The organism is Arthrobacter sp. LAPM80 (assembly GCF_046736435.1).
GTDB lineage: Bacteria > Actinomycetota > Actinomycetes > Actinomycetales > Micrococcaceae > Specibacter.
In genome coordinates this window covers 17,995-38,178 of the sequence record NZ_JBCHVD010000006.1, presented here as the reverse complement: position 1 = coordinate 38,178, position 20,184 = coordinate 17,995, and the positions used below count along the sequence as shown (strand labels likewise).

16 protein-coding genes and 1 tRNA gene are annotated in these 20,184 nt (G+C 64.5%); 4 read left to right on the top strand and 13 right to left on the bottom strand.

The features are described from left to right. Positions 1-155: 155 nt before the first annotated feature. Positions 156-2,768: an ATP-dependent chaperone ClpB gene (gene clpB / locus AAGW05_RS08030; protein WP_411803982.1), complete on the top strand. Its 2,613-nt coding sequence runs from the start codon at positions 156-158 to the stop codon at positions 2,766-2,768. Positions 2,769-2,882: 114 nt separating this feature from the next. Here clpB and AAGW05_RS08025 read toward each other — a convergent pair whose 3' ends face one another. Continuing rightward, positions 2,883-4,220 (bottom strand): septum formation family protein, encoded by a 1,338-nt coding sequence (locus AAGW05_RS08025; RefSeq protein WP_411803981.1) that lies wholly within the window; start codon positions 4,218-4,220, stop codon positions 2,883-2,885. A 325-nt stretch (positions 4,221-4,545) separates the two neighbouring features. Here AAGW05_RS08025 and AAGW05_RS08020 point away from each other — a divergent pair, with 325 nt between their 5' ends. Then, positions 4,546-4,776 carry a DUF3073 domain-containing protein gene (locus AAGW05_RS08020; RefSeq protein ID WP_411804126.1) on the top strand — a complete coding sequence of 77 codons (231 nt, stop codon included), beginning with the start codon at positions 4,546-4,548 and terminating at the stop codon, positions 4,774-4,776. Positions 4,777-4,950: 174 nt separating this feature from the next. Here the strand turns inward: AAGW05_RS08020 and purM are convergent, their stop codons facing one another. The 7 genes from purM to AAGW05_RS07985 form a co-directional block, all read right to left on the bottom strand. Continuing rightward, positions 4,951-6,099 (bottom strand): phosphoribosylformylglycinamidine cyclo-ligase, encoded by a 1,149-nt coding sequence (purM, locus tag AAGW05_RS08015; protein ID WP_411803980.1) that lies wholly within the window; start codon positions 6,097-6,099, stop codon positions 4,951-4,953. Between the two features lie 23 nt (positions 6,100-6,122). Beyond that, a complete protein-coding gene (purF, locus tag AAGW05_RS08010; protein ID WP_411803979.1) occupies positions 6,123-7,691 on the bottom strand; it encodes an amidophosphoribosyltransferase in 1,569 nt (522 codons plus the stop codon). A 79-nt stretch (positions 7,692-7,770) separates the two neighbouring features. Further along, positions 7,771-8,094, bottom strand: a complete 324-nt coding sequence (locus AAGW05_RS08005; RefSeq protein WP_411803978.1) for a hypothetical protein — start codon at positions 8,092-8,094, stop codon at positions 7,771-7,773. Positions 8,095-8,147: 53 nt separating this feature from the next. After that, positions 8,148-8,501, bottom strand: coding sequence for a sterol carrier family protein (locus AAGW05_RS08000; RefSeq protein ID WP_411803977.1), 354 nt, complete (start codon positions 8,499-8,501; stop codon positions 8,148-8,150). Positions 8,502-8,619: 118 nt separating this feature from the next. Beyond that, on the bottom strand, positions 8,620-9,624 hold the full coding sequence (locus AAGW05_RS07995; protein WP_411803976.1) for an asparaginase: 1,005 nt from the start codon (positions 9,622-9,624) through the stop codon (positions 8,620-8,622). A gap of 35 nt (positions 9,625-9,659) precedes the next feature. Beyond that, positions 9,660-10,193, bottom strand: coding sequence for a hypothetical protein (locus AAGW05_RS07990; RefSeq protein ID WP_411803975.1), 534 nt, complete (start codon positions 10,191-10,193; stop codon positions 9,660-9,662). A gap of 117 nt (positions 10,194-10,310) precedes the next feature. Continuing rightward, positions 10,311-12,485 (bottom strand): trypsin-like serine protease, encoded by a 2,175-nt coding sequence (locus AAGW05_RS07985; protein ID WP_411803974.1) that lies wholly within the window; start codon positions 12,483-12,485, stop codon positions 10,311-10,313. A gap of 293 nt (positions 12,486-12,778) precedes the next feature. On the opposite strand from AAGW05_RS07985, the gene purD reads away from it, so the two are divergent. Together purD and AAGW05_RS07975 are read left to right on the top strand one after the other, a co-directional pair. After that, positions 12,779-14,071 (top strand): phosphoribosylamine--glycine ligase, encoded by a 1,293-nt coding sequence (gene purD, locus AAGW05_RS07980; protein WP_411803973.1) that lies wholly within the window; start codon positions 12,779-12,781, stop codon positions 14,069-14,071. 13 nt (positions 14,072-14,084) lie between these two features. Next, a complete protein-coding gene (locus tag AAGW05_RS07975) occupies positions 14,085-15,005 on the top strand; it encodes a phosphoribosylaminoimidazolesuccinocarboxamide synthase (protein WP_411803972.1) in 921 nt (306 codons plus the stop codon). Between the two features lie 116 nt (positions 15,006-15,121). On the opposite strand, the gene AAGW05_RS07970 is transcribed toward AAGW05_RS07975, so the two are convergent. From AAGW05_RS07970 to AAGW05_RS07950, 5 genes are all read right to left on the bottom strand, one after another. Beyond that, a complete protein-coding gene (locus AAGW05_RS07970; RefSeq protein ID WP_411803971.1) occupies positions 15,122-16,363 on the bottom strand; it encodes a helix-turn-helix domain-containing protein in 1,242 nt (413 codons plus the stop codon). A gap of 116 nt (positions 16,364-16,479) precedes the next feature. Continuing rightward, on the bottom strand, positions 16,480-18,480 hold the full coding sequence (locus AAGW05_RS07965; RefSeq protein ID WP_411803970.1) for a DUF6541 family protein: 2,001 nt from the start codon (positions 18,478-18,480) through the stop codon (positions 16,480-16,482). Positions 18,481-18,558: 78 nt separating this feature from the next. Beyond that, the gene (locus AAGW05_RS07960; protein WP_411803969.1) at positions 18,559-18,912 is read right to left on the bottom strand and encodes a zinc ribbon domain-containing protein YjdM; all 354 of its coding nucleotides are present in this window, start codon (positions 18,910-18,912) and stop codon (positions 18,559-18,561) included. A gap of 130 nt (positions 18,913-19,042) precedes the next feature. Beyond that, positions 19,043-19,119, bottom strand: a tRNA-Pro gene (locus AAGW05_RS07955). Positions 19,120-19,166: 47 nt separating this feature from the next. Next, entirely contained in the window at positions 19,167-20,177 is a 1,011-nt protein-coding gene (locus AAGW05_RS07950) for a metallophosphoesterase (RefSeq protein WP_411803968.1), read from the bottom strand. Between the last annotated feature and the right edge of the window lie 7 nt (positions 20,178-20,184).

Genomic DNA, 20,184 nt, shown 5'->3' with positions numbered 1-20,184 from the left:
GACAACGCTAAAGGTTGACGCAGCGTCAATGTCAAGAATTTTTTGGAGAGTAGAATTTCTGGAATAACTTCCCCCATTCAAAAGTTGAGCGTAGTAGACTCAACTTCAGTACGAGTGTGTCACCGCCAATTTGTACACCAACGAAAGGACCCCTCTTGGACGCCAAATTCACCACAAAGAGCCAGGAGGCTCTTTCCGCCGCCGCCATGAACGCCTCGACCGCAGGTAACCCCACGGTCGAGCCGGCCCACCTGCTCAAGGCCCTCATGGACCAGCGCCAGGGCGTGGCAGTGGCCCTGCTCAAGGCCGCCGGTGTAGACCCCGATGAGGTCAGCGTCGGTGCGAGTGCCGCCATTCGCAGCCTCCCGTCGTCGTCCGGCACGTCAGTGGCCCAGGCCCAGCTAAGCCGGAACACGCTGCTCGCCGTGCAGGCCGCCCAGCAGGCCGCCGAGCGCATGGGGGACAGCTACGTCTCCACCGAGCACCTGCTGTTGGGCCTGGCGGACGACGCCGGAGCAACAGGAAGTGCGCTGCGCCAGGCGGGTGCCTCCAAGGCTGCGCTCGACGCCGCCCTGCCCACAGTCAGGGGCGACGGCAAGGTCACAACGCCCGACCCGGAGAACACCTTCGAGGCGCTGGAAAAGTTCGGCGTGGACATGACGGCCATTGCCCGCTCGGGCAAGCTTGACCCGGTCATTGGCCGCGACTCCGAGATCCGCCGCGTCATCCAGGTACTGAGCCGGCGCACCAAGAACAACCCCGTGCTCATCGGCGAGCCGGGCGTCGGCAAGACTGCCGTCGTCGAAGGTCTGGCCCAGCGCATGGTGGCAGGTGACGTGCCGGAATCGCTGCGCGGGAAGACCCTGATCAGCCTCGACCTTGCTTCCATGGTGGCCGGTGCCAAGTACCGCGGCGAGTTCGAGGAACGCCTCAAGGCAGTCCTTGAGGAGATCAAGGCCTCCGACGGGCAGATCGTCACGTTCATCGACGAGATCCACACGGTAGTTGGCGCCGGTGCCTCCGAGGGTTCCATGGATGCGGGCAACATGCTCAAGCCCATGCTGGCCCGCGGCGAACTGCGCCTGATTGGCGCCACCACGCTGGATGAGTTCCGCGAAAACATCGAGAAGGACCCCGCCCTGGAGCGCCGATTCCAGCAGGTCTTTGTCGGTGAGCCAAGCGTCGATGACACCATCGGCATCCTGCGCGGCCTGAAGGAACGCTACGAGGCACACCACAAGGTTGCCATCGCTGACTCCGCACTGGTTGCCGCGGCAACGCTGTCCAACCGCTACATCAGTGGCCGCCAGCTGCCGGACAAGGCCATCGACCTCATGGACGAGGCCGCGTCACGGCTGCGCATGGAGATCGACTCCGCCCCGGAGGAGATCGATCAGTTGCGCCGCGCCGTCGACCGTTTGACCATGGAGGAACTGGCCCTGAGCGGCGAGACCGACCCTGCGTCAATCGAGCGGCTTGAGGCGTTGCGTGCCGACATGGCCGACAAGAAGGAGGAGCTTGCAGGGCTCAACGCGCGGTGGGAGGCCGAAAAGGCCGGCCTGAACCGTGTGGGTGACCTGAAGGCAAAGCTCGATGAGCTGCGTTCCGTGGCTGACAAGGCCCAGCGCGACGGCGACCTTGAGCAGGCCTCCCGGATCCTATACGGCGAAATGCCTGCCCTGCAGCGCGAGCTGGAGAAGGCTGCGGCCGAGGAGGAATCGGAAAAGGGCGAGCTGATGGTGGCCGAGGAGGTGACCGCCGACGACATCGCCGAGGTCATTTCCGCCTGGACCGGCATCCCCGCCGGACGCATGCTCCAGGGCGAAAGCCAGAAGCTGCTGCATATGGAACAGGTCCTGGGCTCGCGGCTCATTGGCCAGGCATCGGCTGTGACTGCCGTATCCGACGCCGTCCGCCGCGCCCGGGCCGGCATCAGCGATCCGGACCGGCCCACAGGTTCTTTTTTGTTCCTGGGGCCGACCGGTGTGGGAAAGACCGAGCTGGCCAAGTCGCTTGCCGACTTCCTCTTTGACGATGAACGCGCCATGATCCGCATCGACATGAGCGAGTACTCCGAGAAGCACTCGGTCTCCCGCCTTGTCGGTGCCCCGCCGGGATACGTGGGCTACGAAGAAGGTGGCCAGCTGACCGAGGCCGTGCGCCGTCGTCCGTATTCGGTGGTCTTGCTGGATGAGGTCGAGAAGGCGCACCCGGAAGTCTTCGACATCCTGCTGCAGGTCTTCGACGACGGACGGCTCACCGACGGGCAGGGCCGCACGGTTGATTTCCGCAATGTGATCATTGTGCTGACGTCCAACCTGGGCTCGCAGTTCCTGGTCGATCCGACGCGGAGCGAGGACGAGAAGCACAAGGCAGTCATGTCCATTGTGGAGTCCTCGTTCAAGCCGGAGTTCCTGAACCGGCTCGATGAGATCGTCATGTTTGACGCGCTCAGCGTTGAAGAGCTCGCCCAGATTGTGGACCTGCAGGTGCAGGCCCTTTCCGCCCGCCTGTACGAGCGGCGACTGAGCCTTGAGGTGACGGCTGCTGCCAAGGCCTGGCTGGCGGCGACAGGTTACGACCCGGCCTATGGTGCCCGTCCGCTGCGCCGCCTGGTGCAACGGCAGATCGGCGACAGGCTGGCCAAGGAAATCCTGGCAGGTGCCATCTCCGATGGCGACACCGTCCTGGTGGACACGGCCGCCGACTTCGACGAACAGGACATGGACTCGGCCTCGACGTCGGGGCTGACCGTCAGTCGCAAATAGCGGGCCGAAGCCCCGCGCGGGGCATCGCTCAAAGGCGCCGGCCGGGCTTGTCGGGAGTTGAATTCCAGCAAGCCCGGCCGGCTTCCGTAATTGTGCCTACTGGATGAGCGAGACCTACTTGACCAGGGAGGTGACCAGTGGGTTGCCGCCGCGGGTGTCGTAGACGAGGCAGTCGACCCGGCGGTCATCCTTGTCCTTCCACGAGGCTTCCGAGGGGTAGGCCGTGCTCTGCTTGAGTGTCTTGATAGCGGCGGCGTCCGTGGTGAACTGAGCGTCACGGCACACTGCGGTGGCCTTGGCCTTGAGGGCGTCGACCCCGGGGTATGCCTCGCTGTCGCCGAAGTAGAAGGTGCCGACAAGCTGGGCGCCATGCGGGGTGCTGCACCGGACGACGTCGGCCGGGGTGGCCTGGTCCTTGACGTCTCGCAGGCAGTCGCCTTGAATCCACTTCAGCGGCGACAGCGCCGCGATGATCAGGCCTCCATCCGAGGAATTGCCCGGACTCCCTGCATCCGTGGCGTTCGCCGTGCCGCTTTTCTGCACCTGGGATTGGCTGGCCGGAAGCGGGGTAGTGGTTGCACTCTGGGTGCTTCCTGACACAAAGCTGACCAGCAGCCAGATGAAGAACGCAATCAGGGCAAGGCCAACCACAACAACACCAAGGACGATGAAAAGCTTGTTCCTCGAGTTGCCGTTGTCATCCTGCCCGCCGGGGAATCCCGGACCGCCGGGAAGCCCGGGGTTGTGGGGTCCGTCAGGCTGTCCGGGGCCCTGTGGACCGCCAGGGAAACCCGGAACCGGTGGCATTTCGGGCGTGCCGTCCTGGCCGAAGGGGGCAGGGGCGCCCTGGGATGTGGGTTGGCCGTCCGGTGCCGCCTGTCCGGCGTCAGGTGTTGCTGGCTCGCCGCCGGCAGCCAGGAGTGCGGCCGTGGCCTCCTCCTCACCACGGGCCACCTGAGCGGGGGACTGCCACTGGCCGGCCTTTGGCTGCCACGGGGTGGCGGACTGCTGCCATGGAGTTTCGGGACGGCGCCAGCCATGGCCGTGGTCAACACCGGGGCGGAGGTGCGGTGCGGGGCCCGGGGCTGGCGGAGCTTCGGGGACGGCATCTTCAACGGGCGATTCGGGCTCAACCCCCGCCGGGGTGACCTCCGCTGGGGTGACCTCGGCCGGGGTGACCTCGGCCGGGGTGTGCCCCGCGGCTGGCGAGGAAACTAGCCGGGCTGCGAGTTGGGCCTCATGCTCCACGCGGGCGGCCTCGGCCTCTGCGGCTTCAAGGTCGACGCTCTCGGCAACGTCCTCGCTGATTTCCACGGCACCGAGCTCGGGCGCGGAAAACTCGTAGTCGGTGCTGGAGATGACGGGCTCGGCATTCTGCGCCGACTGCTCGCCGTCTTTCGGGGGAGGGCCTTGTTGGGCGCCCTGATCGTTGGCGTTGCTGCTTTCGTTCATGGGGACTGACCTTCCGTGCTGCGCCGTGTATCGCGCAAAAACTCGTGTTGGGGATGGGGACGGAAGTGTTTTGGTGACAGCTGTGGACCGCTCCGTGAATGCCATCCTGTGGACTAAATGCTCCGCCTATAGCTGACTCTACCGAATAAAGCGTTCCGCCCGGCTTAAAACCTTCGTTTGGCTATGGGCAGAACAACCAATGGTGCGGACACGGTTGGTGCAGAACTAATGTAATCTAGGAGTACGACAAATGACCGAATATTCCGGAGCCTCGCTCTTAGCCCGAGCGACTACCTCCGGTCCAAGTGTAAAAGGGGGTCACGCCATGGGGCGCGGCCGTCAAAAGGCGAAGGCAACCAAGCAGGCTCGGGATATCAAGTATTACTCCCCGAACACTGATTATTCCGCTCTGCAAAAAGAGCTCGGTGATACCCCTCGGCGTGCCCCGAGCCATCACATTGAGATTCCTGTAGAGCCCGATTATTCGGCATATGAAGATAAATATGCGGACCAGTTTGAGGACGACGACGACGTGGACTCCCGCCGCATTGGCTAGGACCGCTTAGATCGCCATACGCAACAAACCCTGCACGACGCGCGGCAAGAATGCCGCGACGACGTGTGGGGATTTTGTTGTCCCCACGCCCTCCCAAGCAAATGATCCCGTTCGCGGGTTTCGACACCCGTAGAGCGGTGTCGAAACCCGCGAACGGGATCATGAATGCAAAAGCTAGGAAGCGTAGTTGCCAACGAGGCGGACAGCGCCGCCGTCAACGCCCTTGGCGCCCTGGGTGTAGTCGGACCCGGTCTTCTCGGAATCCGAGGACTCCTTCGTGACGGTGCCCATGACCCATGACGGCAGCCCGCGCGCGTTCAGGCGGGCCACAGCGTCATCTGCTGCGTCAGCGGAAACCACTGCCACCATGCCAACGCCGAGGTTCAAGGTGCGCTCAAGGTCGGCCAACGGAACGTTGCCCAGCTGTGAAACAAGGTTGAAGATGGCAGGCATGCTCCAGGTGGAGCGGTCTACGGTACCAATCAGGCCCTGGGGCAGGACACGTGCCAGGTTTGCGGCCAGGCCGCCGCCGGTGATGTGGCTGAAACCATGAACGGCCTTTTCCTGCGTGACAGGAAGGTAGCGGGTCAAATCGAGGCAGTCGGCTGCGTATACGCGGGTCGGCTCCAGGAGTTCCTCACCCAGGGTGCGGCCAAGCTCGGAAACCTGGCGGTCAAGTGCCCATCCGGCGTGGTTGATGACGCGGCGGACAAGTGAGTAGCCGTTGGAGTGCAGGCCCGAGGATGCCATGCCGATGATGACATCACCTTCACGGACGCGTTCCGGACCCAGCAGCAAATCAGCCTCGACGACACCGGTGCAAGCACCTGCGACGTCGTACTCATCCGGTGCCAGCAGGCCCGGGTGCTCGGCGGTTTCGCCGCCAACCAAGGCTGTTCCGGCAACCTTGCACGCGCCAGCGATACCGCGGACGATGTCTGCGATGCGCTGCGGGACAACCTTGCCTGTGGCGATGTAGTCGGTCATGAACAGTGGCTCGGCGCCGACCACAACGATGTCATCGACAACCATGCCGACCAGGTCGTAGCCAATGGTGTCGTGGATGTCCATGGCCTGCGCGATGGCAACCTTGGTGCCCACGCCGTCGGTGGAGGTGGCCAGGAGCGGCTTCTTGTACGTCAGCAGCTTGGAGACGTCATACAGGCCGGCAAAGCCACCGAAACCGCCAACAACGCTGGGGCCGTGGGTGGCCTTGACGGCTTCCTTCATCAATTCAACGGCTAGATCGCCGGCTTCGGTGTCAACACCGGCACTGGCGTACGTGATTCCCTGGGCGGCTGAATCATGGGAGGCGTTGGTCATGGCGTCTCTTTTCTACGGAATTCTTAGGAACCGTCGGCTGCGGTGCGGTCTTGATCGGTCAGGATGTTTTCCAGTTCCGCATCAGGGCCCGGGTCGCACCCGGTGGCGGGGGTGGCGTCGCCGGCTTTCGTGCGTTCGAGCAGGTTCTTGCCCAAACGGTCGCTGCTGGGAAGTTCTATGGGGTAGGTGCCGGTGAAGCAGGCAGTGCACAGGCGTTCGCGCGGCTGCATCGTGGCGTTGATCATGCCGTCCTCGGAGATGTACTCCAGTGAGTCAGCACCAATTGACTTGGCGATCTCGTCGATGGCTGCACCATTGGCGATCAGCTCCGCACGTGAGGCGAAGTCGATCCCGTAGAAGCATGGCCAGCGCACGGGCGGCGAGGAGATCTTCACGTGGACCTCGGCGGCGCCTGCTTCCTTGAGCATGCGCACCACGGCGCGCTGCGTGTTGCCGCGGACAATGGAGTCATCCACAACAACGATGCGCTTGCCGCGGATTACTGATTCCAAGGCGCTGAGCTTGAGCTTGATGCCGAGCTTGCGCAGGGTGTCGCTGGGCTGAATGAAGGTGCGGCCGACGTAGGCGTTTTTGACGAAACCGTGGGCGAAGGGGATGCCCGACTGCTCGGCGTAGCCAATGGCGGCCGGGGTGCCCGATTCCGGGACGGGGATGACAAGGTCTGCCTCTGCGTGGTTTTCACGCGCCAGCTGGCGGCCCATCTCAACACGGGATTCGTACACTGAACGGCCGGCTATGGTGGCATCCGGGCGGGCCAGGTAAACATATTCAAAGACGCAGCCGGCCGGGGTTGCCGGGGCGAAGCGCTGGGTGCGCACACCGTCTTCGTCGATGGCGATGAATTCACCGGGCTCGATTTCGCGGATCATGGTGGCGCCGATGGTGTTCAAGGCGGCGCCTTCGGAGGCAACAACCCAGCCACTGTCGAGGCGGCCAAGGACCAGCGGGCGGACACCGTGCGGGTCCCGGGCCGCGTACAAGGTGTGCTCATCCATGAAGACGAAGCTGAAGGCGCCGTGGATCTTGGGCAGCAGTTCCATGGCTGTTTCTTCCAGGGAGCGGCCTTTTTCGCCACGGAGCAAGGTGGTGACAAGGGCCGTGTCTGTGGTGTTGCCCTGTGCCATTTCACCGGAGGTGGGGACGCCGTACCTGGCAAGGACCATCTCATGCAGTTCAGCGGAGTTGGTCAGGTTGCCGTTGTGCGCCAGGGCGACAGTTGCGCCGCTTTCCGTGGCGCCCAGTGTCGGCTGGGCGTTGGCCCAGTTGGCTGCGCCTGTGGTGGAGTACCGGCAATGGCCCACAGCCATGTGCCCCGTCAGGGTGTTAAGTGTGGGTTCGTCAAAGACCTGGGAAACGAGCCCCATGTCCTTGTACACACTGATCCGCTTGCCGTCGCTTGTCGCGATGCCAGCCGATTCCTGACCACGGTGCTGCAGTGAATACAGTCCGTAATAAGTTAGTTTTGCAACCTCTTCACCGGGTGCCCAGATGCCCAGAACGCCACAAGCGTCCTGAGGTCCCTTTTCGCCGGGTAAAAGATCATGGGATAGTTTTCCGTCTCCGCGTGCCACCTGAAAATTGTCTCACGTTATGGCCCGTGTCTCTAACCACAGATGATGGCGTCATGCACCCTGGCACGCGCCCTGAAAGTCACGCGGACTCGGCGTTTGCGTTGCTTTCGTCCTCGGGCAGTGGTTCCACCAGGAGCGTCTTTGCGCGGCGCCTGCCCTGCCGGTCAAGGACAAGGGCCACAATGGCGCCCATCCCTGCCCCGGGCGCCACCATCAGGACGGCGAACAGGCCAAAGACGCTTGAAGTTTCAAAGTCCTGGCTCGGCGGGAACATGAAAGTAAAGATTGCTGCCGTCACCACGCCTGCCAGGGCGCCGGCAATTAGGAACGGAACATACTTCGGGGCACGGCGCACCATGAGTTTGCGGGGCTCTCCGGAAGTGGTTTCAGGCTGGGAAGTCATGCATCTAGGGTACCCGGCCAACCTTGGAGTCGGCTCCGGGGTGCCGCGGTCCGCTAAAACGGCAGCTCGGCTGAGAGGTCTGCGCGCAATCCTGAGGCCGCCACCAGGCCGCGTTCGACGGCGTCAGCCCAGTCCATGCCGCCGGTCACCAGCGCAAGCCAGGTTCCGGCGTCGCACTCCACCACATTGGGGGGTGTGCCCCGGGTGTGCCGCGGACCGGCGATGCACTGTGTCACGCCAAAGGGCGGCACGCGCACCTCCACCGAGTTGCCCGGGGCGCGCGCGGCCAATTCCTCCAGGGCGTACCTGACGGCCGTGGCCGTGACGGCGCGGGTGGCGTCCCCGCCGCGCCAGCCAGCCAGCGCGGCGCTTCCCTCGGCGATGTCGATGCGGCGTCGGGCGACCATGTGCGCACCTCCTGTTGTGTTGTTGATGTCCGATGTCCACCGGCCGTACTTCGGGTCGGTGGGGTAACGAGTGCGAGGGACCCGCTGGGAGCTTGCGAGCAGGGGGAGCGGTTGGGGATTAATTCAGCAGTGCGCTGACGGCTTGGCCCAGACGCAGGCTGCCCGCCCGGCTGTTGCCGCCCATGACGGGGGGAACGATGGCGGCCAGCACCTCTGCAACCTCGGGAACGTCAAGTGCGCCCGCGGCCGCCAGCAGGGTCAGGCCAACGAGCGTTGCCGCCCGGCCGTTGCCGTCGAGAATTTTCACGGCGACGCTTGCACCAGTGGGGGTCGCCATGGCCAGCACGCCCTCGGCGCCCATCTTCGCCAGGACCCCGAGCTCGTCCATGACCACGGTGTTGGGCTTCCCATGGCCTTCGACGGCCCACGGGTAGTCCAGCATGGAGGTGGCGATCGTGGCGGCCCGGGCATTGGCGTGCTTGTCAGACGGGGCTTTCGCCAGCGTGCTGAAGGCGCGGGCCAGGCCCGTCAGCGATACGGCCATGACGGGTGCGCCGCAGCCGTCAATGCCTGTGTGCGTGACCGTTTCGCCCGTGGATTCCTCCAGGACGGTGCGCACAGCTCGCTGCATGGGGTGGTTTGGCTCCAGGTATCCGGCCACGTCCCAGCCGTTTTCAACGCAGGCCCACAGGAACGCTGCGTGCTTGCCCGAGCAGTTCATGGCGAGCTTGGATTTCTCCCGCTCCGTTCGGACCATCCAGGCGCGGGCTGTGGAATCTGTTGGCCAGGCGGCCGGGCAGCCCAAATGGTCCTCTGTCAGGCCGGCCGACTTGAGCATTCCCGAGACCACGTCCATGTGCTCGAAGGAGCCTGTGTGGCTGCCGCAGGCGATGGCCACCTGGGCGCCGCGCAGCGGAACGCCCGCCTGCATGGAGGCCAGGGCTTGGAAGGGCTTGGTGGCCGACCGCGGGTAGATCGGGGCCTTGATGTCACCCAGTTCGGTGACAACCGAGCCATCGCCGGCCACCACCACGGCCGAACCTATGTGGACGGATTCAACAAATCCGCTGCGTTCCAGGACGGCGAGCTCAACGGCGTCGTACGCCCTGAAGGTATGGATCATGGTGTCATCCTATCGAGTATGGCAAAACGTGACGCTTAGAGCGGCGTGGCCAGGCCGGCGGATTCCTTGATGACCAGGGGAACGGCGCCGGCAGGTTTGTCGGCAGCGGCGGCCCGGGACACGGCGTCGAGCTGGTCTGCCGCGACATATATGGTGATCGTTGCGGTGTTCCCGTCGGGGATGATCCGCTGGATGGCGGCGCCTTGGTCCGCGGGGAGCCGGGCCTGCCATGCGGAGACAGCCTGCAGGGCCGCCTCCAGCTGTGCGGCGTTGATGGTGACGAGCTTCGGGATGGCGCCGGCCGCGGTCACGATGGCTGCCGCGGCCTTGGTGGTGACGGCAACATGCAGCTTGTTGCCCTCAATCCAGGAATCGGAATATTCATCGCCGAGCTTGGCGCGCAGCGAGTCGTTGAGCAGCAGCAGCGACCCGCTGTCGGAGGGGCTGTCGGGCGCACTGGATGATGGGGCCGGTTCGGCGGGGCCGGAATTGGTGCCGCATGCGCTCATGCCGAGTGCTCCTGTCATGGCGGCCGCGAGGGCAATCGCTGCGATCTTCTGGCTCTTCATGGTGCCCTCCGGTGCTGCTGGGTGTTTGTGCTTGCGTGGATCTGCCGGGATGGTTCCGCATATGGCAGTGGGCCCCCTTCAGTGTGAACGGGACCCACTGTCATATTTTCCTCCAGCTTATTTTTCCGAACGGCGGCGAATCAGCAGGAAGGCAGCCCCGCCCAGGAGCAGCAATCCGCCGGCCCCGCCGAGCAGCAGCAGTGAACTGGAGGCTCCCGTGGTGGCAAGGTTGTTGGTGGTCGGTGCGAAGGTGGTGGGCGTGGCCGTGGTGGGCTTGGCCGTGGTGGGTGCCGGGGTGGGTTCCTGTGTTGCCGGCGGGGCTGTTTCCGCCAGAACCTTGAAGGCGGAGGTGGCGGTTGGCGACGCGATGTCACGCCATGTCTGCACCGCCGTGACGGTGTGGTTTCCGGAGCCCAGCTTGGCATCAAGGGTGACGTGCCACGCTCCGTCAAGGACGACGGCGTCGTATGGCTTGCCGTCCACGGTCACCAAAACGCTTGCCTCTTGGAGGTTGGTGCCGGAAATGACCGACGGGCCCCCGTCGTGGGCAAACTCCTGGCCGTTGGTGGGTGTGGAGATGGCAGGGGCGGCCACTGTCTCCTTGATGACCTCAATGGAGGCCTCGCTGGTTTTTGAGGTGCTGAAGCCGTTCTTGGCTTGTGCGCGCACCGAGAACGTGCCGAATGCGTCGGGGGCCGCAACGCTCCATGTGCCGTCGGCGGCAACCGGAACTTCGATCGTGGCAGCGTTGATGGTGACCGAAACCGTGGTGCCGGCGGGGGCGTCCGCGACGGTGCCTGTGACGGTGCCCTTGCGATATACGGGTGCCGAGGTTGTCACCTTGGGGGTGTTGAGGAAGATCTTCACCGAGTAGCCTGCTGTGTGCGCAAGTGCGTCTTTGAGGTCCACGCCGTAAGTGGTGGTCTTTGTAATGACGCCTGCACTGTCCTTTTCCTCCACACCTGCGCTGACCATGCCCACCGCCAGTGTGCCGGCGATGATCGGCCCGCCGGAATCACCCTGACCGGCTGCCAGGCTGGTGGAGCCAAAACCACGCACGGCGCGAATATCATTGCGGTTTGCGGGGTATTTCATACCACCGACCAAGAAGACTCCGACTTCACTGACAGTGCCGCAGGACCAGCCAGTTGTGCGGCCGGACTTGCAGATGGGGGTGCCGAGGATCGCATCGGAAACGCCAGTCACTTGGGGGCCCGAGTCCTTCGGAGAAGCGGGGGTCCTCCAGTCGGTGACCGTGGGAAGCTGGGCCAGCGCCGTATTGATGCCGTCAATGACGGAGACATCCGTGCCGATGTTGCTCGGGTTTTGCGAAAAAGGATCGATCGCCGGTGAGTTGCCGGGACCGCCGAATTGGGAGAAGCCAAAGGTTCCCAAGGGATCGCCGATCGCTCCTCCCCGCGTGGTAGGTTTGCCGGCATCGTCCTGCGACGGAACTGTCAGTTTAGTGGCTTCAAGGGCCCCGTCATCGGTGCAGTGTCCTGCTGAGATGACGGCCGGGGCGCCATACTTGTTGAAACCGTTCCAGCCGATGCTGCACAATTCGCGGGGGCGCGACTGGGAGTCAAACGCGATGTAGCCCTGGCCGTTGACAACGTCTCCGGCCAACGCACCGGCAGGTCCTTGTGCAGGCTCAACCACCACGTTTCCGTACTTGGCGGCGAAGTCGGTGATGGAGGTTTCGGTTGCGGCGGTCAATGACCTGGCCGGGGACACCGGGCTCCCCGTGGCTGCATCGCCGGTGCGGATGACAAAGTTGCCGTCTGCGTTGACCATGATGGCCTGCAGGTTGCTGGTGCCAAACTCCGCCGTGTAGGCGGCGAACAGCGCGTCGATGCTCGCCGCGTCTTTGGTGGCGGCCAGGGGCCCGGCCGTGACGGCGTCCACCTTGACCTTGGTGCGCCCTGCAGCTGCCGTGGCGACCTCGGGAGCTGAGGTCTTGACGTTGATGGTGTCGCCGTCGAGGGACACGACAGCCGCCGGATCTGCTGTGGCGAGCTTTGCCTGCATGGCTGCTGCCGTGGTGGACAAGGCGGCCTGGCTGGTGAATTCCTCCACGCTCATGCCCAAGTCGCGCCTCACCGCCTCTGCCAGGCCACCAGGCAGTCCGGACCCGGCGGCGATCCCGTTGGGGGCGGCGGACGAGCTGGGTGTGGCGCCGGGTGAAGGTGCTGCGGAGGCTGCGCCGGCGGCAAAGCTGCCGCCGATCAAGACCGCGGCTGCGGCGCAGGCCGCGGCGCCGCGCCGAAAGAAGGCGCGCTTAGTTGCTCGCATGTAGGTGGGTCCCCCTGATGAGATGAAAGGTGCCCGGAGACGGGCTTACGGCGACAGTGGTGCCACTGCCTGCCAAGACGAGACAAGGCAGTTTCGAGCATAAGGCAATCAGCTGGAATGACTTGATGCAACGGGTTGCTCCCCCATCGTTGCACTACACCCGCGTTCCCAGCAATGGCAAGGGCTGCCGAATCTTTTCTTGGCCCTGCTTTTCGCTACGCTCCGGAGGCCTGTTGTCAGGGGAGGAGCGTCATTTTGCGGCCCCGGCACTTGAAGCCAAGTAGTCTTGCATTGTGAAGGTTTTAGTCATTGGCCCCGGAGGCCGCGAACATGCCATTGTCCGCTCGTTGCTCAGCGACCCCAACGTCAGTGAGGTTCACGCCGCACCGGGAAATGCCGGAATTGCGGCCATCGTGCCAACGCACGCGATCAACGCCAGCGATCCGGCCGCAGTTGCGGCTCTTGCCCTGAAGCTGGAAAGTGACTTGGTCGTGGTTGGGCCCGAGGCCCCGCTCGCCGCAGGTGTCGCCGATGCCGTGCGAGCAGCAGGCATTCCGGTCTTCGGTCCCAGCAAGGAGGCCGCACAGCTGGAAGCCTCCAAAGCGTTCGCGAAGACCGTCATGGCCGAGGCCCAGGTTCCCACCGCGATGGCGAAGGTTGCCGTCAATGCGCAGGAAGCCGCCGACGCCCTTGACACCTTTGGGGCCCCCTACGTTGTCAAGGACGACGGACTGGCCGCAGGCAAGGGCGTCGTTGTCACCAATGACCGCGCCGAGGCCCTGGCCCATGCCCAGTCCTGCTTTGAGGTCGGCGGCACGGTGGTCATCGAGGAATTCCTCGACGGACCCGAAGTTTCACTCTTTGTCCTTGCCGACGGCCGCACCTGCGTGCCTTTGGCCCCGGCCCAGGACTTCAAGCGCATTTTCGACGGCGACGAAGGACCCAACACCGGCGGCATGGGCGCATACTCCCCGCTTGAATGGGCTCCTGCCGGCCTGGTCCAGGAAGTCATCGACAGGGTTGCCCAGCCCACAATTGACGCCATGGCACACCGCGGCACCCCCTTCACCGGCGTCCTGTACTGCGGATTGGCACTGACAAGCCGCGGCACGCGCGTCATTGAATTCAACGCCCGCTTCGGCGACCCTGAAACACAGGCAGTCCTCGCCCGCCTGAAGACACCGCTCGGCGGGGTCCTCATGGCGGCAGCCAAGGGCCAGCTCGATGGCATCGATGAGCTGCGCTGGGCACCCGAGACGGCCGTCGCCGTCGTGCTTGCCAGCGAAAACTACCCCGAGGCGCCGCGCACCGGCGACAGGATCCGCGGACTGAAGAAGGCCAACAGGCTCGACGGCGTCCACGTTCTGCACGCGGGCACCGACAGCGACGCCGATGGAAACACCATCAGCGCGGGCGGCCGCGTGCTCGCCGTCGTCGGACTGGGCGACGACCTTGAGGATGCGCGCGAGCGGGCCTATGCCGGCATTGAGCAAATCTCCCTCGAGGGCGGCCAGTACCGCACGGACATTGCCGCCAAGGCTGCCCGCGGGGAAATCACCGTGGCCAACACCGCCGCACAGGCATAAGGACCAAAGCCCCATGACTTCCATGATTCCCGCCGCGCCCATCCTGCCGGGCTGGAGCCACGTATACTCCGGCAAGGTCCGCGACCTGTACCAGCCCGCATCCGACGGCGGTCCGTTCGCCGGACGCGACGACGTCGTCCTGGTTGTTGCCAGCGACCGTATCAGTGCCTATGACCACATCCTGGCGACGGAGATCCCCGACAAGGGCCGCATCCTGACGGGGCTCAGCCTGTGGTGGTTTGGGCAGCTCAACGTGCCCAATCACGTGGTCGCCACAACGGTTGAGGACGGCGTTCCGGCTGCCGTTGCAGGCCGCGCCATGGTGTGCAGGAAGCTTGAAATGTTCCCCATCGAATGCATTTCCCGCGGCTACCTCACAGGTTCCGGGCTGATCGAATACCGCGCATCACAGACCGTGTGCAGCCTTCCGCTGCCCGCGGGCCTGGTGGACGGGTCACGTCTTGAAAAAGCAATCTTCACACCCTCTGCCAAGGCCGAGGTGGGTGAGCACGACGAGAACATCACTTACGAAGCCATGGTCGACACCGTTGGTGCAGGGATCGCCGAGGACCTGCGCCGGCTGACCCTTGGGATCTACTCGCGCGCCGAGGAAATTGCCCGCGAACGCGGCATCATCCTTGCCGACACCAAGGTCGAGTTCGGCACCGATCCGGCCACCGGCGTCATCACCTTGGGCGACGAGGTGCTGACCCCGGATTCCTCGCGCTTCTGGGATGCCGGGCTGTGGGCTCCGGGCCAGGCACAGCCCAGCTTCGACAAGCAGTACGTGCGCGACTGGCTGGCCAGCGCCGAATCAGGGTGGGACAGGGCCTCGGACACCCCGCCGCCGGCACTTCCCGCCGACGTTGTCCAGCGCACCCGCGCCCGCTACGTCGAGGCGTTTGAGCGGCTGACGGGCGCGACGTTCGTCTAAGGACGACGCTCGTCCAAAGGCAAAAAAGAGGGGGCCGTTGGGGCCTTGACCGGTGAATATCCACGGTTAAGGCCGCAACGGCCCCTTTGTCATGTGGGAAGGCTGGCCCTAAGCTTTTAGACGCCGGCCGTCTGGACGTTTGCCATGTGCTCGCGTGCGACGGTTGCCCTGTCTTCGGCTCCGGCCAGGGTGAACCTGTCAAGGGCGCTTTGGTAGGCGGCAAAGGCCTCGTCCGGGCGGTCCGCGGCCTGCAGGGCCGTACCGAGCAGCAGGGCGGAGTCGCCGGAAATGTGGGGTGCCAGCTGTTCCTTTTGGGATTCGATGGAGTCAAGGAGCGCCAAGGCCTCGGCCAGTTCGCCGTTGAGGTAATGCCAGCGGGCGCGCAGCAGCGACACCTCGAGGGTTTCCGCCGGGGTTGCGCCCACCACCGAGTGCGCAAGTTCGCTGCGTTCAATGGCCTGCAGGGTTGCTGGTTCCACGACTCCTGCCAGGAGCCGCACCCACGCCGTTGCCTTGTTGAATTGCGCCCAGCGGGCAAGGTCCGCCGCGGGGGAGAGCAGCCTTCCGGCCTTTGCGTGGTGTTCCAGGCCGGTTCTTACATCGTGGCGGATGAACGCGACATTGCCGATGACCCAATGGATTTCACCTGCCATCTGCGCCGGGGTGTCGTCGGTGACGGCGTCGGCAAGGACCCTGGTGTGTGTCCATGCCTCGTCAAGGCGGCCGGCCTCGGTAAGGGCGCCGATGAGTGTTTGCAGCGCCAGAAGGTAGGCGCCGAATTCCTCAGCGCTGTCGCCGGACCCGATTTCAACAGCCTGGATGGCGTGCGCGATGGCCTCCTGCAGACAGCCCTGGGCCAGCATTCCGGCGGCCATGACCTGGTGGGCCCGCAGTGAAAGGGCGTCGCTTTCGAGGGTGAGCGCGTGCTCCAGCAGGGCGCCAAGGATGGCGGTCGCTTCGCCATGGGCGCCCTCACGCAACAGTGAATTGGCGGCGAGGAAGTTCATGTGCCACCACGTCACGGGATCGCCGCTGGCCAGCGCAAGCGCTGCCGCCGCCCTGGCGTTGTTGGCCGCCCCGAGGTAATCGCGGGTGTCCCAGCATTGACGGGCGCACAGTGAGAGTCTCAGGTATTCGCTTTCCTCGGGGAAGGAAGGCTTTTCCCAGGCGGCGACGGAGGACGGTGAGAGCTGGAGTTGCCGCGCAAGCTGCTTGATGATCTCGGTGGTGGGCTCGCGGTGGGCATTTTCGAGCAGCGAAATGTAGCTGGCGGAGTACAGCTCACCGCCAAGATCGCACTGTGTCATGTTTCGTGACATACGCTCTTGTTTTAGTCGATCCCCAAAACTGCTGCCCACTTTTGTGCTCCTCGTTTTCCCCCCGCCAGTTATTTGCTCAACTCTACGGCCTGAGAGCTGGGGAAACCCCAAGGCGTGACAAAATTGTCATGTTGGCCGCTTAACTGTTCGGATGGTCAGGGGCCCACGGGCACCCCGCCGCAGAGGGTCAGCTTGTACAGCCGCGCATGGCCTTCGCTGGCCACCAGGGTGAAGGCGTCCGAATCCGGCGCCAGTGTCACTCCCGGATAGAGCGACCGGGGATCGTTGAACGCCGGAATGTAATTCGTGCCGAAGTCCAGCAGGTACGTCACGCCCAGCCGCTTCGCCGCCGCGCACACCTCCTGGTCGCTGCCGACCCGGTTGAGCCAAAAGCGCAGCGTGTACAGCTCGGGGGACAAATCGCCCTGCGAGCTGTAGGGGAACAGCATGGTCCGCCCCGCCAGTGCCATCGCCAGCGCCGATCCGTTGTAAGGATTGTTGGCGATGACATCCTGGGTTGTTGTGTAATTCGGAAGCCTGTGGATCAGCGCCAGCTCCTGCGCATCAACCTGCGCCAGGCCATTGGGTTCGGGCGGCACATTGTACATCTGGGCCACCTCGCCTTTCATCTGCCACAGTCCCGGATTGGACAGGACAAGGACGACGGCGAGTCCCGCCACCGCTGCCACCCTGCCCCTGCGCCGTCCCGGCGCAGGGCCGAACGGTGTGCGCGGGAACTTCCTGCCAAGCCAGTCGATGAGCATGACGAGGCCAAGGGCGGCCAACGGCACGGCCAGCAGCGGCATGAGTGCCGCAATGCGCTCCGGGTTGTCCCACCAGGGTGCCATGGCGATGTTAGCGAGGCTGGCGTTGGTGCCCGTCGCCAGCGGATAGGTGAAGGCCAGCAGGAGAAGGGCCACAGGCAGCCAGCGAAGCCCCCTGCGACGGAAACCTGCCAGCGCGCCCGCCACCACCAGTGCTGTCAGTGCCAGCGCAGGGAACCAGATGGGTGCCGGCGCGTGCGTGAAATTGCGGAGCAGGGCCAGTGGGAAGGAAAGAAACGCCGGGCTGGTGTAGTTGAATAGGCTGCGGATTTGGGGCAGCGTGAACAATGCCGCCGCGACGGCAGCCACCACCACAACAAGCAGTCCGATCCGCATCCACCCGCGGGCGGGGGTGCGGCCAAATCCCGTGCGCACCCACACAAAGATGAGGTAGGCAATCAGGGGGGTGAGGACCAGCAGGATGCTGAACACGCCATTGGGCTGGGACGTGATGGCTCCGGGCAGAAACAGGGCCACCATGGCAAGAGCCGGGGCCGGGGCGAGGCCGGTGTGGGCGGAGGGTCGCAGGATCAGCAGCACCAGGCCGATACCCACGGGCACCAGGGCATTGGAGAGTGCATTGGGGTACGCCGAACCGTATTGCACCAGCAGCCACGGAAAGGCCGGGAATGCCGCAGCCAAAAGCCCCGCGCAGGCCAGCAGCAGGGGCCGGGCCCCAAACAGCACCCGGGTCAGGAAAACGCAGCTCAACGGCCACACGACGCCGGCCACGGCCAACCATGCGATGTTTGTCGCAGCAGGGACGCTGATCCCGGTAAGAATGGCCAGCAGGCTTGCCAGCCCGTGCCACGCGCCCGGGTAAAAGGAGGACTTGACTGTGGGCAGGATGAAGTTTGAGGTGGCGAAGGAGGATGCGTTGCCTGTTCGAATGGCGTAATCGGTGGCGTTCAGGTGGAACACCGAGTCGTATCCCTGGGTGAACTGTTCCGGATTGGAGGCAACCAGGGTCAGCAGCGCCGTCGTGATTGCCAGGGACAGCAGAACGCCGGAGAGCGCCGCGCCAATCCCGGCCCCGGGGCTTTGCGGCGGGGAGGGAGGCTCGGGCGTGAGTGCGGGGATGAACCGCCGCGCCGCCCAGGCCGCAGCCGCGGCAATCGCGGTGCCCAGCAGGATCACGGGGATGTTCCACGACAGGTGGATCAGGGGGGCCACGATGGCGCTCACTGCCAGCACCGAGACGGACACGGCGGGGGCCAGGCAAACAGCCATCAAGCCGCGTATCCGCAGCGCCGCGAGCACCGCCGCGCCGGGCAGGGCAAATATCAGCAGCACCACCGTGAACGCGGGCAGCGCCTCAAGCCATGACGTCAAGCAAACATCCCTGTCCTAGAGTCAAGGTCCTAGAGTCAAGCGTTCTTGGACTATCGATGTCCTGGATTGAAGCGATGGTCAGACTTTCCTAACAACGCTGGACTTGAGCTTCATGGGGCCAAAGCCGTCCACCTTGGCGTCTATGTCGTGCCCGTTGACGGGGGTGATCACGCGGATGTTGCGGACCTTGGTGCCGATCTTTAGGTCCTGGGGGCTGCCCTTGATCTTCATGGTCTTCACGATGCTCACGGTGTCACCATCGGCAAGGACGTTCCCCACGGCGTCCTTCACCACGGATTCCTGCTCGGCTGCGTCGGCGCGTTCTTCAGTGGGGGACCATTCGTGAGCGCATTCGGGGCACACCAGCAGTTCACCCAGTTCATAGGTGTACTCGCAGCTGCAGACGGGGCAGGGGGAAAGTGTGTCGCTCATGGGGTTCATCTTAGCCGTTCAGGCTTATTGGCCCCTGTGAAGCTGTGCTGAAGGCGGAGCCATGTGGAAAATCTCGTCGTGTGGCGGAACGCAAAAGTGGCGGCATCCCTTGGATGCCGCCACTTTCATTTGGTCGGGGTGACAGGATTTGAACCTGCGGCCTCGTCGTCCCGAACGACGCGCGCTACCAAGCTGCGCCACACCCCGATCCATTGCATTTACCCTGACCAGTGAAGGTCCGGAAAAGCAACCTCTCAAGAATAGCGGACAGGGGGCGAGAACACGAAATCGAGGTCGCTTGCGGCGTTGCGGTCGTGTCTTTTGGCCGTCAACGTCAAAACCACGGCTTCCGGGCGGCAGGCGAAACGGAAGGGGGCCGTGCGGGCGGTGCCGATGCCGGCAGAGACGTTGACCGGCGTCGTGCGTCCGTTGGCATCCCAGTCATTGAGACCCCTGGCGCGCCAGGTGGGCAGGTCGCAGTTGCTGACAAGTGCGCCGTAGCCGGGCACGCAGACCTGTCCGCCATGGGTGTGACCGGCAAGGATCAAATCGGCGCCCGCGCCCGTGAAATGGTCAAGGACCCGCTGGTAGGGGGCGTGGGCAACGGCGATCTTCACGTGCGGGGCGGAATCCTGGCCGACGGCGCCACGCGGCCAGCCGGCATAGCGTTCCCGGTTCAGGTGGGGGTCATCCACGCCGCTGAAATCGAAACGGATGCCCTTCATCGGGATCGACTGGGCGCGGTTTGTCAGGTTGACCCAGCCACCGAGCCCGAATCCTGTATGCAGGGCGTCCGTGTCAAGGGCGACGGGATGGTGCCTTCCGCTGCTGGTGAACTTGGAGGGCCCGGAAAAGTAGGCGAAGGGGTTCTTGAACGTAGGCGCGAAATAATCGTTTGAACCGGGCACAAAAACACCCGGAAACTCCATGAGCGGGCCAAGCGCGTCAAGAAGCGGTGCAATGGCGTCAGGGTGGCTGAGGTTGTCACCGGTATTGACCACAAGGTCAGGCTGCAGCGCTGCCAGCTGCTGCAACCACCGGGTCTTCTTGTGCTGGCCGGGAGACAGGTGGATGTCTGAAAGGTGCAGCACGGTGAAGGGCGCCGAACCGGGCGGCAGGATGGCCAGTGATTCCTCCCTGATCTGGAACCAGTGGCGTTCGATCAGGGCGCCGTACGCCACGGCACCTGCGCCTGCAGCGACGGCAAACCCCGCCGCGGCTCCCAGGGTCGAGAGGCAGGACGGGGTTGTGCGCGTTCGTGACATGGGAACT

What these genes read in the sequence shown, in the direction of transcription:
- AAGW05_RS08025 (WP_411803981.1), bottom strand. Translation starts at nt 4,220, where the DNA reads ATGAACGAAAGCAGCAACGCCAACGATCAGGGCGCCCAACAAGGCCCT.
- AAGW05_RS08020 (WP_411804126.1), top strand. Translation starts at nt 4,546, where the DNA reads ATGGGGCGCGGCCGTCAAAAGGCGAAGGCAACCAAGCAGGCTCGGGAT.
- purM (WP_411803980.1), bottom strand. Translation starts at nt 6,099, where the DNA reads ATGACCAACGCCTCCCATGATTCAGCCGCCCAGGGAATCACGTACGCC.
- AAGW05_RS08005 (WP_411803978.1), bottom strand. Translation starts at nt 8,094, where the DNA reads ATGACTTCCCAGCCTGAAACCACTTCCGGAGAGCCCCGCAAACTCATG.
- AAGW05_RS08000 (WP_411803977.1), bottom strand. Translation starts at nt 8,501, where the DNA reads ATGGTCGCCCGACGCCGCATCGACATCGCCGAGGGAAGCGCCGCGCTG.
- AAGW05_RS07995 (WP_411803976.1), bottom strand. Translation starts at nt 9,624, where the DNA reads ATGATCCATACCTTCAGGGCGTACGACGCCGTTGAGCTCGCCGTCCTG.
- AAGW05_RS07990 (WP_411803975.1), bottom strand. Translation starts at nt 10,193, where the DNA reads ATGAAGAGCCAGAAGATCGCAGCGATTGCCCTCGCGGCCGCCATGACA.
- AAGW05_RS07985 (WP_411803974.1), bottom strand. Translation starts at nt 12,485, where the DNA reads ATGCGAGCAACTAAGCGCGCCTTCTTTCGGCGCGGCGCCGCGGCCTGC.
- AAGW05_RS07975 (WP_411803972.1), top strand. Translation starts at nt 14,085, where the DNA reads ATGACTTCCATGATTCCCGCCGCGCCCATCCTGCCGGGCTGGAGCCAC.
- AAGW05_RS07960 (WP_411803969.1), bottom strand. Translation starts at nt 18,912, where the DNA reads ATGAGCGACACACTTTCCCCCTGCCCCGTCTGCAGCTGCGAGTACACC.
- AAGW05_RS07950 (WP_411803968.1), bottom strand. Translation starts at nt 20,177, where the DNA reads ATGTCACGAACGCGCACAACCCCGTCCTGCCTCTCGACCCTGGGAGCC.